This window comes from Sinomicrobium kalidii (assembly GCF_021183825.1).
In the GTDB taxonomy this organism is placed as follows: domain Bacteria; phylum Bacteroidota; class Bacteroidia; order Flavobacteriales; family Flavobacteriaceae; genus Sinomicrobium; species Sinomicrobium kalidii.
This window is the reverse complement of record NZ_CP089211.1, coordinates 4512522-4528139: the sequence shown is the minus strand read 5'-3', so window position 1 is coordinate 4528139 and position 15618 is coordinate 4512522. Positions and strand designations below refer to the sequence as shown.

Here is a 15618-nt window from a genome sequence, read left to right as displayed (position 1 = left end):
TCAATAATCGGGGTTTTGCTCAATACTTCCTCCCGTATTATCGATCTCAGTCTGGGGAACAGGCCTTAAAAGGTGTTTTGAACTCAGGGCATTATTCAAGGCAGCATGCGGGTTATGCTCTAAGGTACGCTCTATGAGTTTCCCCGTCCTTTTTAAGTCCATCCATCGGTTTACTTCTCCTGTAAGTTCCCGGGCCCTTTCGTCGAGGATAAAGTCAAGGTCAACATCCTGGGGAGCTACCGCCGTGGTCAGTCCGGCTCTCGACCGTAAAGTGGTGAGGCGGGCCGCAGCATCTGTGGTATTCCCTGATTGTAAATAGGCCTCCGCAGCGATCAGGTAGGCCTCGCCTGCCCTCATCATTACCATATCCCTTTCGCCCTGGGAAGATTGGTCGGGTTGTGTGAACGGTATCCCGGGATCGTCAAACTTTTTAAACATGGGATAATGCACGGTAGTCACCCCGTTGTTTTGAAAATATGTTCCCGGATTGATAACGGCATAGGGCACCGCATCGATCTCGGCCTGCGTCCATGCTGTTTTCGGAAAATATATGGCGGTATCGCCTGCGCTTACATTTACTTCCGAACCATTTACATCTGCCGTATAGTCTTCGTCGGCATAGATCACCCTGCGGAATGTGGCTCCGGCCCTTTCGTCATTTTCATCAAAAAGGGAATAGTAAAACGGTGTAGGTGCCGGTCCCAGACCTTTTTGGTATTTGTTCCCCCTGACCAGGCCGGGATAATCAAAATACCTGAACTTATACATCATGTGTTTTGAATTCCCCCAGCCCCTGCTAACGGAATTACCGCCGAACAAATAGGCAAAGATCACTTCGGTGTTTCGCTGATTGTCCCTGTCTACCAATGCTTCAAACGAAGAAACGAGCTCATGATTGGCAATGACCGTTTCTGCCAAAGCGGCGGCATCGGTATAATCGGATGCGGAACCGAAAGACTTGTATCCCCTGGTAAGCAATACTTTTGATAAAAGGTGTCTTACGGCGTCTTTGGACACCCTTCCGTAAGCACTTGGGTTTTCATCGACTCCGGTAAGGGCCTCCTGAAGGTCCTGTACGATCTGTGTATAGACCTCTTCTTCGCCGGCGCGGAAATATTCCGTTTCGTTAGGGTCTACCTGATGGAGTACCAGAGGCACCCCGCCGTAGTTCTCAACCAGGTTGAAGTATGACAAAGCCCTGAAAAATTTGACTTCCCCTATTCCCCTTGTCCTGGTATCTGCAGCGACACCCTCTATTTCCTCTGCGTTGTCCAGGAGTACATTGGCCGCAGCGATCACATTGTACTGATTGCTCCAGTACACACCAACAGCCCAGTTGGTCGAATTCAGGTTTACATAATCATTGATATCGTCAGTTCCCGAAACGGTTGTTCCCCGGGTTACGATATCGGTGCCCAGGTCTTCGAGGACGTAATACATATCGGCTGTATATTTTGTTGTGGTTTCCCTGGCCTTTTCATAAACCGAGGCCACTAACAGGTCAAAAGTCTGAGGATCTGACTTGGAAGTCTCAATACTTAATGATGAGTTATTTTCTTCATCAAGGTACGATTCACAACCTGTAAAAACCCCGGCTGTAAACAGTATTACGATTAATTTATGATTAAAATATTTCATTTTATTCGTTTTTTAGTTTGGGAGTTGATGAGTTTGGGAGTCGGGAGTACGGGTAACTAAAGCACTCCGGGACTCCAGGACTAATCAACTGTTTTATTGTTCTCAAATTTTAATAACAGAGTTCGTTAGAAACTCAGATTAACCCCGGTCATAATAGTACGTGACATAAATGCCGCTCCCCAGTCGTTTCTTCCCGCATTTTCAGGGTCCCATCCGTCATAATCGGTAAATATGAAAGGGTTCTGTACAGTGGCATAAATTCTCAGCTTATCTAACTTTAGTTTATCCAGTATATCGGAAGGGAGTGTGTACCCCAGGGTCATGTACCCCACTTTTGTAAAGGATACATCCCTGTATTTAATGGCGTGCTGGTATATGCCTCCATTACCCGGTTGATACCATTTATCGGTAGGGTTTTCCGGGGTCCAGTAATTTACATCATAGCCGTTGAAAGTCCTTGTGGGTTCACCGTCCCAGGGAAATGAAAAACCGTTGTGGAAATTGCTCAGTACCTTGTTCCCCTGACTGATATGGATAAAGAAAGAGAAATCAAAATTCTTATAGTTCATGGTACTGGTAATGCCCCCGGTCCATTTAGGGGTAACATTGCCTATGACCTTCCTGTCTGCATCGGGAGTGATTGCGCCATCATCATTCAGGTCTTTTACCCTGACCTGACCGGGACGTTGCCCGTATACCGCTGCCTCTTCCACTTCGTCGAGTTGCCAGATACCGTCAAATTCATAATCGTAGATCGATCCGACGGCTTCTCCTACCTTATGGATAAAGTTGGTTCCCTGTACGTTGAAAATGATCTCGTCAACATCCCCATAGAGTTTATCGAGCGTATTCTTGTTGGACGCGAAGTTGAAATTGGTGGTCCATGTAAAATATTCACTGTCAATATTTACGGTATTCAATCCGATTTCGATCCCTTTGTTCGTCGATTCCCCTACATTGTTAAATTTTCCGGCGAAACCGGTCAGTGAGGGAAGCGGTGTAAAAAATATAATGTCCGTATTTTTTCTGTTGTAGAGGTCCACCGACCCGTAAATCCTGTTCTTGAACAATCCGAAGTCAATACCCAAATTGATCTCGGTAGTTTTTTCCCAGGTGAGATCGTCATTGGCCAAGCCGGTAATATAGGCCGTCGATACCGAAGCGTCCCCCAGGTTCGTAGCACTGGTACCCAGCAATGATTTCGAGGCCAGCGGAATCAGTCCGCCGCCCTGGCCGTTGTTCCCTGTCTGACCGTAACTAAGTCTGATCTTGGCATTGGAGAACAGCTGTTGGTTCTGCATAAAGTTTTCATCTATCATCTTCCATGCAAAGGCCGCCGAGGGGAAAAAGGCCCATTTATTCTTATTCGAAAGTATGGAAGAACCATCGTATCGTCCCGTTAAGGTGAACAGGTATTTATCTTTCAGAGTATAGTTCAGCCTTCCCGTGTAAGATTCCAGGGTCTGTTTGGAAAAATCACCGGAAAGATCCCTGATATCAAGCCCGGCATCTATGTTATAGAACGAAAATTCGTCCGTAATAAAATTTCTGACCTGGGAATAATAGCCTTCCGACCGTTCCATAAACCTTGAGATCACCGCGGTAGCATCGATCGCATGTACACCGCTGGTATATTTATAGTTGAAGATATTATCCCAGGCATACGAATAATAGTTAAAGTTGTTTACCTGGGCTCTCCTGTTTGATGGATTTCCACTTACACTCTTTGAATAAAGCCCCCGGTATTCCCCGTACCTGGTATATTTAATATTAGGTGAAAATTTCGAAGTAATGCTCAATCCATCCACAGGCCTGACCTCTATGGCAATGTCTCCTACGTATTGCAGATACTTGGTCTCTTTGGTAATATTCCGGGTATCAAAAAGCGGATTGGTAATCTGGGTTTCCTTTTGTGTCGGAAAAAATCGCCAGGAGCCGTCGTCATTATAAGGGCGGCCTATGGGCTTTAACCGGTATGCGCTCCTGAAGGCCTCCCAGCTCCCGGTGTTTTGTACGGCGTTGGTGATGTAGTTGTTAAAACTCACGTTCAGCCATTCGGTAAGGTCGCTTTTTAAGCTTCCCCTTATATTATATCTTTGAAAATCTTCGCCTTCAATGGTTCCCTCATCCTTGGTATAGCCCAGGCCAACTGCATAAGTCGTGGTTTCGTTCCCCCCGCTCAGGTCGATGGTATGATTGGTTTGTAGCCCTGATTTTAACACGAGGTCCACCCAGTCCGTATTCACGCCGTCGGCAATGTTCTGCATTTCTTCCTCATCAAAATAATCGGACAGTACCACATCCCCTCTCCTGTAATTAAGGTCTCCTTCAAGCTGGGCGAATTCATTACCCACAACAACATCCCTGATGAACTCCACATACCCGGGACCATCATAGATTGACGGTAAATGATAGGCTTCCTTAAAACCTACATACCCATTATAATTGACCTTCAGTTTACCACTTTTACCGCGTTTGGTCTCTATGATCACCACCCCGTTACTTCCCCGCGATCCGTATATGGCCGTTGCCGAAGCATCTTTGAGGATATCCATTCGGTCGATATCGGAAGGATTGAGGAAAGAAATGTCGTCCACAAAGATCCCGTCCACAATAAAAAGCGGGTTCTGGCCGGGGTTAAATCCGCCCTGGTTGGCCGTTTCGTTGGAATTAATGGTACTGGCCCCCCGGATACGGATATTAAAGCCTCCGGCCCCCGGTTTGTTGTCGGTACGCTGAACAACTACCCCCGGGGCCTGGCCCTGCATTGCAGAGATGGCATCTACCTTGTTTGCTTTTTCCAATTCCTCCGCGTTCATCGATGCCACAGCCCCTGTGAGGTCGCTTCTTTTTACGGCACCATAACCAATCACCACAACTTCATCCAGAGCAGATGAAGAGGACGTTAACTGAATGGTATAATCAATTGCACTGCCTACTTTAATTTCTTTGGTTTCAAATCCTAAGTATGAAACTACAAGGACCGCATCGGCCCCTGTGACCGTAATTTTGAAATTCCCGTCAAAATCGGTCACAACTCCCGTTTGAGTGCCTTTCAAAACTACATTTGCTCCAGGCAAAGGGGCATTAAGATCGTCCAGGACCTTCCCTGAAATTTCTCTGGTCTGTGACCATGACACCGATGTATATGCCATAAAAAGAATGGTCACAATTGGTAATAAAGTCTTCATATTGTTTTGGTTTATTGATTGGTGCCAAAATAATGTTAAAAAGACCCCGGGAAGATGTACAAAATCGTCAAAAACATAGACGAATTATTCATATTATATTAATTTACAGGATATAAACTAAGAATGTGACATTCCAAACAAGTTGTTTGATGAAAAGACAATCTGGAATCCGGAAAGACTGCCAATGCGCAATTAATTTCGGGAAGAATTCCTGATCCGCACCGGTAACCGTTACGCTCCGGTCCTTGACTCCGGACTGCAAGTCCGGCGGTTTAGAAAGGCAATGAAATTGCCATGGTTATTAGGTTACCGAGTTATTTAGTCAACACGTAATAACTTAATAACTCAGTAATTTAACGTGAATAATGGATAAGAAAAAGCTCCCCTTTTCATCCCGATCTATCGGGATCGGGAGCAGGGTTTAAAACCGGTTTTTTACGGGATTATGTTTTGAAGTTTTATATGGGGAAAAAGACTTCCAACAGGTTTAGCCCCATATAGTAAGCTATTGTATCACAAAGGCATACAAAGTAACACAGGGCATTGTATAGAAATTAAAAGCGTACCTTAAAGAGCGTTTTTAAAATCTATATTTCCTTGTTTGGCAATTTGTTTTAAAAAGTTCAAGGGCAGGATTCTGCTTTTTGTCACTGGTCATTTATGTTCCTGAAATCAAACCACAGGTTCATTTGTATTCCTTCGTCCCCTTTCTTGATCCGGATGTTCGAAGGCTGGCTATGCGGGCCGTGGTGTTCGATGGGTTTGAACGACCGCATGGCCGGGATTTCATACATAAAGGAAATATCCCCGGGAGGAAAACCGGGATAAGCACTTGCTCCTTTCAGGGCATATTTGGGTTGATCGGGGGTAAAAAGCCTTAAAAACACATTTTCCGATTCGCTGAATACACGGAACGTATCCTCACCGGCCTCCAGCTTTGCCCCGATAAGATCGGCATGGTATCCTTTAAACTCGGGATATATCAAATTCTCAAAACTCTCCCCGGTAATGGTGTTGTTATATTCCTTTTGCCATAAATTATAGTTCGTTCCCCTTAGCCTGTTTTTCCATACCCGGTAGGGTCCTTTTCCAAACCATTTTATACCGCTTACTTCTTTTTCAGGAAAATTAAACGTGATCCCGAATTTGTCTATTTCCCCTTCGTAGAAAGCCCCGTCAAATCCACTGCTTCGTCCTGCATTTTTTAATGCCACCATTTCCATTTTCAGCCTTCCGTCGGGGTGCATGGCCCACTTTATCCGATCTATTCCGCCGTTATAATGGACTATGCACACCGCACTTTCATTTTCCTTCCGTGTTTCTACCTTTTTTACCTCAGTTTTCATCCCTACCGGGTACGGCCCCTTGTTAAACGGTATTTCCCGGTCATTTCTGTATACATTCCGGATGATTCCGCTGTTTTTGTCTATCCTGACCTTTATATTCCCCCCTTGTAATTCAACGATGTCGCCTTTTTCGGTTAACGCGGTTTTTCCCGATTCGCCTTTCACTAAAAATTTATCGGAATAGTATCCGGGCAGATGAATGGGCCATGTCCATACATTGAGGAGCCTTCCGGCGGGATCGTGCGCGGTGATCTCCAGCCAGTCCCCGTCAAAAAATGACGGTCGTACATCCATTTTCACTTTCCGCGTCTCGCCGGGTTCGATATCCGGGAGTTCTATTTCACCATGAGCAACAGATACGGGTTCCCCGGCAGTGTAGAACGCCTTTTCGGGAATGCTTTTTACACTATAGGTCAGCTTACATTCATTCAGATCAGTGTATATATAATCATTGGTGATCAAAAAGGTACCGTCAAAAGATGAAGTGATCCTCAGGGGAGCAAACTGCACCGGGCACCAGATGTCCCTTACAGCATAAAAACTCCCTTCCTTTTCCCTGTGGGGCCCTAAAATACCGTCGGGCGCCAGTGAGCCCTTGGAATCGTATTTTCTTTCGCCCTTCCAGTCGGTACGCAACACGGCTGCATCCGAAAACGCCCACATAAATGCTCCCGCAAACAGGGGACTTTCTCTGAAACGGTTCCAAAAGTCCTCCAATCCCGATCCGTGCCCGTTATCGTAGGTGCCGTGCATAAATTCCGTCGGGAAAAATACATTTTCACCATCGAGAAAACGGTGGACCCCGGTAAGATAGGTCGGGTAGTGATGTGTATCCCAGCCATTATAATCGGCCCAGGGGTGGATAACAATTCTCTTCTGAGGGTCGTATTGATAAAAAACACTGTCCAGTTCATCGATCCACCCTCCTTCATTCCCCTGGTCCCATATAATTACGGAAGGATGGTTGACATCCCTGGTGACCATTTCCGCTATAAGTTTGGCCCCGGTTTCCTTATCATAGGGATTTTGCCAGCCGGCCAGTTCGTCAAGTACGAACAACCCCAGGGAATCACAGGCGTCCAGAAAATGATCGTCGGGAGGGTAATGTGTTCTCACGGCGTTCATGTTCATGTCCTTGATCAGGTTGACGTCCATGATGCTCAGGTCCCTATCGGTACTTCTCCCCGATTCCGGCCATATGGTATGCCTGTTTATGCCTTTCATGACGATCTTTTTGCCATTGACATAAATCCCGTCCTTCTTTCTGAAATCGATCGTCCTGAAGCCGAAACGCTGCTCCAGCTTATGCAACAACCGGCCTTCTTTTTTCAGTTGAAGCTGAAGCACATACAGGTTTGGGGTTTCCGGGTTCCACGCATCCACATGCTCCCAGTGAAAAGAAAGTGTTTCGGTCTTTTTATCAATATCGACACTTTGTTCCTGTTTAAAATCACCGTCACTTCCGAGTTTTTTTACGGAAGCCGAAACAGATGCCCCGGAAGGAATATTACTACCGGAAATATTTACACGCATTTGTCCGTCGGCTTCAGCATTGATAAAGATATTTCCGATATGGTTTTCCGGTTTGATCTCCAGCCACACCGGGCGGTATATGCCCCCGAAAAGCCACCAGTCTGCCTTTCGCTCGGCATTGTTCACATGTTCGTTGTCGGAATGTTTCTTCACATGGACTTCCAGCAGGTTTTTTTGTCCGTAAACAAGCAGGTCAGAAATATCATAGCTGAAGCGGTAAAAGCCTCCCTGGTGTGCCGCCCCGGCGGATTTTCCGTTGATCTTAACATGCGTGTCAGTCATTACGCCGCCGAAAAATATTTTCACCTGCTGGTTTTTATAGGTTGCGGGAACCTCAAATTCATATTTGTAAAAGCCTTCTTCCTTACTCGGTTCCTTTTGGTCCAGTTCCTTATACCACCTTCCGTAGGTGTAAGTCCCGAATCCCTTTAATTCCCATTGCGACGGGACATCGATCGAAGTCCATTGGCCGCTGTTATTCCCTCCGGTACACATAAACTCCCATTTTACAGGGTGTTTAAAATCCTTGCCGGAAAGGTATGTCTTCTGTGTATTCTGGGCTGTTGCAGTGTACATGAATCCGAGGAGGAGTACAATAACGGACAGTTTGTTTTTTGCTGATACCATCATAGTGTTTATTACGGAGGTCAAGACTACGTTCGACCTGACAGGGGTTAGGAGCATTTTACAAGTATTTTAGTTTCCATCGGGTTTGGCGGGTTCGAATCGCGGACTCATGGGTAAGGTCCAGTCTTTAAAATCGTTGGGGCGGTCCGGGCTATAATTCAGTGGTGTCCTGATATATTCTTCAAGCCCGGTATGCTGTGATTGAATAGCGTTCAACACACAAAGTGCAATTTCATGGGCCCCGAAGTCGTTAAAGTGGGTATTATCGGCGAGTTCCTTATCCTGTCCGGGAAAAGTGTTTGCCGGGTATTGTACAAATGCCTTCCGTGACATTTTATCTCCCCAGCTTTCATACAGCACAGTTGTCAACGCCGTGAGGTCTATCAACGGTACACCATATTCTCTTGCCACTTTTCGCATGGCCCCGGGATAATCTCCGTGTGTATCTTTCAATTTCCCCTCAGAAGTAAAATGACGGCGCTGGGTAGGTGTGGCCAACAGGGGCAATGCTCCTTTTTCCCGGGCTTTAGTGACAAACTCGATAAGCAGGTCGGTATAGTTCAGCCAGGGGCCCTTGCCTTCCCCTTTCTGTTTTTCGTCGTTATGGCCAAATTCAATGAGGAGGTAATCCCCTTTTCTGATCAGTGACAGTATCTTGTCAAATCTTTTCCTTGCCTTGAACGAACTTAACGAGGCTCCCGAAGAAGCATAATTGGCCACTGCAATATTCCCGTTCAGGTATTGCGTAACAAATTGCCCCCAGGAAGCCCAGGGCCCCAGGTCCTGATCGGTTACCGTCGAATCCCCGGCCAGGAAAAGGGTGGTTATATCAGTTACCGGGCTTATGACAAGTTTTCTTACTGCCGTTCCCTTTGAAAACTCAAGGGTCAGTTTATCGTCCCAGTTCAGCTGGGATTTTTCACGGTCCTTTAAGCGGACTTTCTCTCCTTTCCCGATTTGAACACTTCTGAGATTGACCACAAAACTTTCTGTTTTGACCTGCCCGGCTTCCAATGCTTCTTCGGCCAGCATGATTCTTTTGGATTCGGCCTTAACCGTGTTGTTCGAGGCAGAATTGTCACTTCCCAGTTCAACGGTCACTTTATAATTTCCTTCGGAAAGGCGTACAGAAAAGTACACCGGTTCTCCCGCGACAAAGGATTCCCGTTCCATCAACACCTTGTTTTCTGTATTGAAATCAAAACCGATACCGCCCTGTCCGTAAGGGAAAGGAGACACTATTCTGTGCCCTTCCTGATCAGCATTTTGTCCGAAAGTGAATGTCAACGGTGCTTCCTGATGCTTATCTGCCTGGGGCCGGCCCCACAGGGAAGGGAGAAAGGTCCACAGGCACAAAGCGATACAACAAAATCGTAATTTATACATTGGGGATGGCTGTTTTTATTCTTATTTATCGCGATTAAGATATTACGTCTTCGGGTAACTACCATCCTGTACTGTGATGATTTCATTAAAAAAAGATACTTGTATGGGTAATGCTTTACATAGGCCCCTTTGAAAATCTACAAAAGATAGCATCCGCACTAAAAAATCCGTTATGCATTATGATTTAAAAAGAAAAGACGGGGAAAGAAATTATGAATACCGAACCGAAGAATGTTGAATTACGAAGTTTTTTGTGAAAGATCCTCCATTCACTTCGTTATTTATTCCAAAAAGAATACGACTTTTACAAGCTCCTCTTCTTCAGGCTGAAGTCTGTGCTGAACCCGTTGAAGCAGGGACGGGCCACCTTTGACGGCCCCAACTTATATTTTTAAAGCCTTCATATACGCTGCATCATATTTTAAACTCTCCAATGAAGATACCGGATATTCTTCCTGTTCCACAATAAAGTACTCAATACTGCTTTTAAGAACATTCCTGAGGGTATTTTTCATGTCCACACTTCCTTTTCCCAGATCGGACTGAACGGGTTTTCCGTCCACTATGCTGTAGTCTTTGATGTGGCACAGTTCGTACCTGTTCCCATACTTCTTAAGGTGTACTCCGGTATCTACCCCTGCCACGTCGATCCAGCAAAGGTCAAGTTCAAACATCACGTGTTTCGGGTCTGTATTCTCCAACAAATAATCCTGCGGAAGTTTTCCTTCCAGCGGTTTGAAAGAATAATCGTGGTTATGATAACCGAACTTTAATCCGGCTTTACTCACCTCTTCCCCTATCTTATTGAGGTTTTCTGCAATTCTTTTCCAATCGTCCCAACTTTTCTGTGCACCGATATAGGGACACAGCAAATACTTCAAACCTGCTCCCTCCGCCATTTCAATATTCTTTTTCAACACGTCCGGCTTATCTGCCACGCCCATATAATTGAAATGGGTACTCACCATATCAACACCTATATCACCGAGGAAGGTTTTCATTTCTTTGGGTGATAACCCCCATAAAAAACCTTCGGAGCCGCTGTAGCTTTCAAACTGTTTGTAACCCATTTCGGCCAGTTTGGTCATCACTCCTTTAGGATCTTCGGGCAATACATCACGAACACTGTAAAGTTGTACTCCGAAAGGCTCAATACCACCCCTTTTGAGAATATTAGCCACCAAATCGCTATGACTCAGCGCTAGGGCACCTACGGTGAGAAGTCCTGTTTTCTTTACGAAACTCCGTCTTTTCATATGATAATTGATAGATTAATTTAAAACTCTTTTATAGACAATGACAATAAATATACAATTTTTTGATTCTTAAATATAAGAAGAAGAATATATCCACAATTTTGTTATAGAATCCAACAGATATAAAAGTCAATATTCGGTCTTTATTTGGTATATGCTGCCACCTGCGGAGCAAAATCAACAAGGAAAGGCAACCGGGAATCACGCCCTCGCCGTACTTACCAGGTTTTTACTGCAAACCAAACCGGAAGTGCGTAGCAGACTGAAAGTTTGTTTGGCCACCAATACACGAATAATCTTTAAACGACCATTGATATATCCGTGTAGTCGTGGCCGAGATTTATAGAAACCAAAGGCGTTGCAATAATCCCGATAACCATCGGCAGGGGGTTAGATCATAAACTGAGACCAATAAAATCCAGACATTATCGGGACTATGATTATGCCGGGATTTTCTTTCCGTTACTGCCGTTACTGTCCTTGTAGTGTATCCTGTACCTCCAATAAGCTACGGCGCCGAGCAAGGCGACTACAGCCACAGAATAGTACACAAAGTTGGGTGTAATCACCTTATCACCGCTGGCGTAACTGTGCAGGCCAACGAGGTAAAAGTTTACACCGAAATAGGTCATCATAATACTGGCGTAGGCCACAATACTGGCAAAGTTAAAAGCAAACCTTCCCCGCAGGCCGGGAACGAGGCGCATATGCACCACAAAGGCGTACACCATGATACTAATAAGTGCCCAGGTCTCTTTTGGGTCCCAGCCCCAGTAACGGCCCCAGCTTTCATTGGCCCATTGTCCCCCGAGGAAGTTTCCTATGGTAAGCATTATAAGCCCAACTGTCAGTGCCATTTCATTAATAATGGTGATCTCCCGGATATGGAGCGCCATTTTCGCCTTGTTTTTCTCATTAGTAAGAATTATCAGTAATAACGCTACCACCCCAAGAATCAATCCAAGAGTAAAGGGTCCGTAGCTTCCCACAATAATAGATACGTGTATCATGAGCCAGTAACTGTTCAATACGGGTTGCAGGTTGGCAATGGCAGGGTCCAGCCAGTTCATGTGCGCGCCCCATAATATGATGGAAGTCACAAAAGCCGTAGAAGCCGCAGTCAGATCGGATTTCCTGCCGAATATAAGCCCGAAGAGCATAGTGGCCCACGCCACGTAGATCATACTTTCGTAAGCATCGCTCCAGGGGGCATGTCCGGAAATATAGGAACGGGCAATCAGGCCGACAGTATGCAGTACAAAAAGCAGGACGATACCTATCTTACCGATGAGGACTAACGTTTTCAGGGTCTTATTGTCGTAGAAAATACGGAGAACAATGAAAATGAACATCACCAACCCTACCATCATGTACCACATCAACAGCTTCTGGAAAATATTCACCTTATTGTAGAGTACTTCTATTTCGACCTTTTGATCCGATGGCAAGACCTCCGCTCCGAAGTTCTCCTGATTTTTATCAAAAGCTTTTAATATGTTGTCGGCTTCAGTATAATCATTGGTTTTTATGGCCTGCCGGAGTGACATCAGGTACAGGCTTACCGATTTATCGATAAAATTGGCATAAAGCGAATCCTTGATAGGATATTGCCGGGTCCTGTAGTCCACGGCAGATATCCATTTGTGGTTTTCATCGTCAGGCAGCGGGAATATTTTGAGGATCTCCCCGCCCAATGCCCTGTTGAGCAATGCCAGGCGCTGATCGGCCTCCTTGAATTCCTTCTGGAACTTGTCGGGGATGTTTGTAGCATAGGCCTCCTGCAGATACGGGGCCAGTTTGTAATTGCCCTGTTCGTCAAAAAAATCAATGGCACGGACATATTCCTTCCCTTTTTTCACACCAATGACCTTGTGCAGGCTGTCATTGGCCTTTTTCATATAGATGAGCTCTGCATTGTACCAAGCTGCAGGGTTTTGCAGCATGGAGAGAAAGACCTGGTCGGCATCCAGATCGTTGTAGGTGCCTTTTTTGCTGATCTTTCGAAGCAGTTCAGAGGCAAAAGTATTGACGGGTTTCATCCGGCCCCCGTCGTCCTGGATGACAAGTTTCCCGAATTTATCGGCATGTTCGGGGCTTACCGAAGTGGCCTCAATAACAGAATCTATTTGTGCTTTGGAAGGCAGTGCATTCGTATGCGTGTGTTCTTCCCGGTGTACATGAGTACTGTCGGTTTCGTTGTACTGGTCCATTTGCGCAAAAGCGGTCAGGCTGAAAAAGAGCAGCATTGCCGTTGCCAGTTTTGCCTTTTCCGCTTTTACCTTTTTCAGCATTTGTCCCAGGTTTTTAAATCTTGTCTTGCCGTAGAACATAATGCCCAGCAATCCTGTATAGAGCAGAAAGTAACCGATATACGTGATCCATGTGCCGTAGAAATCGTGGTTTACCGAGAGTACCGTCCCTTTTTCATCGGGGTCGAAGCGGGCCTGGAAGAAACGGTAGCCCTTGTGATCCAGGATATGGTTCATGTAAATGTCGTAATCAAAAGACCGGTCGTCATTAACGGTGACCCTGCTCATAAAAGAAGAATATCCGTTTTCCGTACCGGGATATTTTTCTGCAATAAAATCGTTGAGTTTTATACTGAACGGCAATTCTATTTCTTTAGATCCGAAGGAAAGGTGAAAATCCAGTCCGCCCAGCTTCACTTTCACCGGGGCATTGGCCATCCCTTTGCCTCCCAATATTTTTACGCGTTTGGTTTCCCCCCGGGTAGAAACATCTACAATAAGGGCATCCTGTGACGCCTTTTCCGGGTCTTCGGCCTGCGTAACCTCATATTTTCCTTTTACCACCGGTTCCGGAAATACAAACCGCATATTGGCCACATTATACAATGAGCGTAACTGCAAGGGCTGTACGCTGTCTTTTACAACAGTGTCCCGGTGCTGGTCTGCCATACGCATAAAAGTGCCTTCAAAAGGGGTGCTTATCGTATAAGCACTGTCTTTTGTGTTGATATTTATCGCTCCTTCGGTAGGTTTGTTCAGGGCAAAGAGTACATTGTGAATACTCGTCACTTCCCCGCTTTTGATATAATGATCGTGGCGCGTACCTCCCCCGGCCTCCACGACCTGGAGGTATTCTTCACCGTTTTCATCAGGGACCAGCGCTTTCTCTGCGCCTTCTATATAGCCTGCGTGCGCTATTGTGAACGGCTGCCCGTTATAGTCGGATTCCCACGGTAATCTGGACTGAATCCCTTCCGGCGATACCAGGATGCCCTCCTGCATGGACTTTCGCATGGGCTGCCCGTTGATTTCCCCGTCTATGAAAGCGGTGAGGTATGTTTTGTCGGACAGAAAGGTGTTGGACGTTTCCCCTTCCCGGATGGGCATTACCCCTTCGTAACTTATATAACGCGTAACAAAAGCCCCGAGGATAATAAAGATAAACGAGAGGTGCAGCAGTAATACCGCCCATTTTTCTCTTTTGTGCAGTTGGTAACGTACAATATTTCCGCAGAAGTTAACAACAAAAAACACCATAATAGCCTCGAACCACCAGGCATTATACACCCATATTCTCGCCGTGGTTGTACTGTACCAGCTTTCAATAAAGGTCCCGAAAGCCAGGGCGGTGGCAAATACCAAAAACAAAACAGCCATTAATCGTGTGGAAAAGATCGTATTCTTGAGGAAGTTAGTCATTACAATGTATTTATGTGCAGGCTGCACTATTGTATTCTGCGTGCAAAAATAGGGTGTTTTTATGACTTTTCACGGTATGAAGAAAGGAAAGAAATATAAGGGAATGTTAATATGTTCTTAATATTGTAAATTAAATAAATAACCTGCCGTAATCCTATTGCATCTTACTTCTCATCTCTTATATCTGAAATCTATAATATCTTTGTAATTTTGCCGTATGACCAACGTAGTTATCATAGGTTCCGGGAATGTGGCCACACATCTGATCAAGGCTTTCAATTCGAATAACAAAACCAATGTTATACAACTGTTTAACCGCAAAGGAATTTCTTTAGAAGGCATCCCGGCCACCGATAATTACAACAACCTCCTCCCTGCCGATCTGTACCTTATTGCTGTTTCCGATGATGCTATAGGTGAAGTTTCCCGGAATCTTCCGTTTAAAGGGCGGTTGGTAGCACATACTTCGGGAAGCGTGGCCCTGGACGAGTTGAGTCCGGAAAACCGGAGCGGGGTTTTTTACCCACTTCAAACATTCTCCGAAAACCGGGAAGTGGACTTTTCTGAGATTCCCCTGTGTATTGAAGCCGAAAAAGAAGAGGATGCGGTTCTCCTCACAAACATGGCAAACAACATTTCACGGCAGGTATACCCGGTAAATTCCGAACAACGGCGGTCGCTTCATCTCGCTGCGGTGTTTGTAAACAATTTTGTGAATCACCTTTATGCCATAGGAAATGCGATCTGCCGGGAACACGAACTCCCTTTCGACCTGCTGAAGCCGCTCATAGCAGAAACAGCGCGAAAGATCAAAACCATGTCCCCGGAAGACGCACAGACCGGGCCCGCCAAACGTAATGATCAGACCACCATTCAAAAACATCTCGCCCGGTTAAACGAGGACAGTCTGCAAAAAGAGATTTACAAATTACTGACCAAATCCATCAGGGAAAAGTCGTAGCACACAAAAAAC

7 protein-coding genes are annotated in these 15618 nt (G+C 45.6%); 1 reads left to right on the top strand and 6 read right to left on the bottom strand.

Annotated features, from left to right (window positions below):
- The 6 genes from LS482_RS18450 to LS482_RS18425 all read right to left on the bottom strand — a co-directional run bounded on the left by LS482_RS18450 (nt 1) and on the right by LS482_RS18425 (nt 14645).
- Nucleotides 1–1638 carry a RagB/SusD family nutrient uptake outer membrane protein gene (locus LS482_RS18450; RefSeq protein ID WP_233028989.1) on the bottom strand — a complete coding sequence of 546 codons (1638 nt, stop codon included), beginning with the start codon at nt 1636–1638 and terminating at the stop codon, nt 1–3.
- 125 nt (nt 1639–1763) lie between these two features.
- Nucleotides 1764–4829, bottom strand: coding sequence for a SusC/RagA family TonB-linked outer membrane protein (locus tag LS482_RS18445; protein WP_233028988.1), 3066 nt, complete (start codon nt 4827–4829; stop codon nt 1764–1766).
- A 647-nt stretch (nt 4830–5476) separates the two neighbouring features.
- Nucleotides 5477–8338 carry a glycoside hydrolase family 2 protein gene (locus LS482_RS18440; protein WP_233028987.1) on the bottom strand — a complete coding sequence of 954 codons (2862 nt, stop codon included), beginning with the start codon at nt 8336–8338 and terminating at the stop codon, nt 5477–5479.
- Between the two features lie 66 nt (nt 8339–8404).
- Nucleotides 8405–9721, bottom strand: a complete 1317-nt coding sequence (locus LS482_RS18435) for a rhamnogalacturonan acetylesterase (RefSeq protein ID WP_233028986.1) — start codon at nt 9719–9721, stop codon at nt 8405–8407.
- Between the two features lie 383 nt (nt 9722–10104).
- Entirely contained in the window at nt 10105–10977 is an 873-nt protein-coding gene (locus LS482_RS18430; protein ID WP_233028985.1) for a sugar phosphate isomerase/epimerase family protein, read from the bottom strand.
- 440 nt (nt 10978–11417) lie between these two features.
- On the bottom strand, nt 11418–14645 hold the full coding sequence (locus LS482_RS18425) for a cytochrome c biogenesis protein CcsA (RefSeq protein ID WP_233028984.1): 3228 nt from the start codon (nt 14643–14645) through the stop codon (nt 11418–11420).
- Nucleotides 14646–14862: 217 nt separating this feature from the next.
- Between LS482_RS18425 and LS482_RS18420 the strand changes: the two genes are divergently transcribed.
- Nucleotides 14863–15606 (top strand): Rossmann-like and DUF2520 domain-containing protein, encoded by a 744-nt coding sequence (locus tag LS482_RS18420; RefSeq protein WP_233028983.1) that lies wholly within the window; start codon nt 14863–14865, stop codon nt 15604–15606.
- Nucleotides 15607–15618 lie beyond the last annotated feature (12 nt).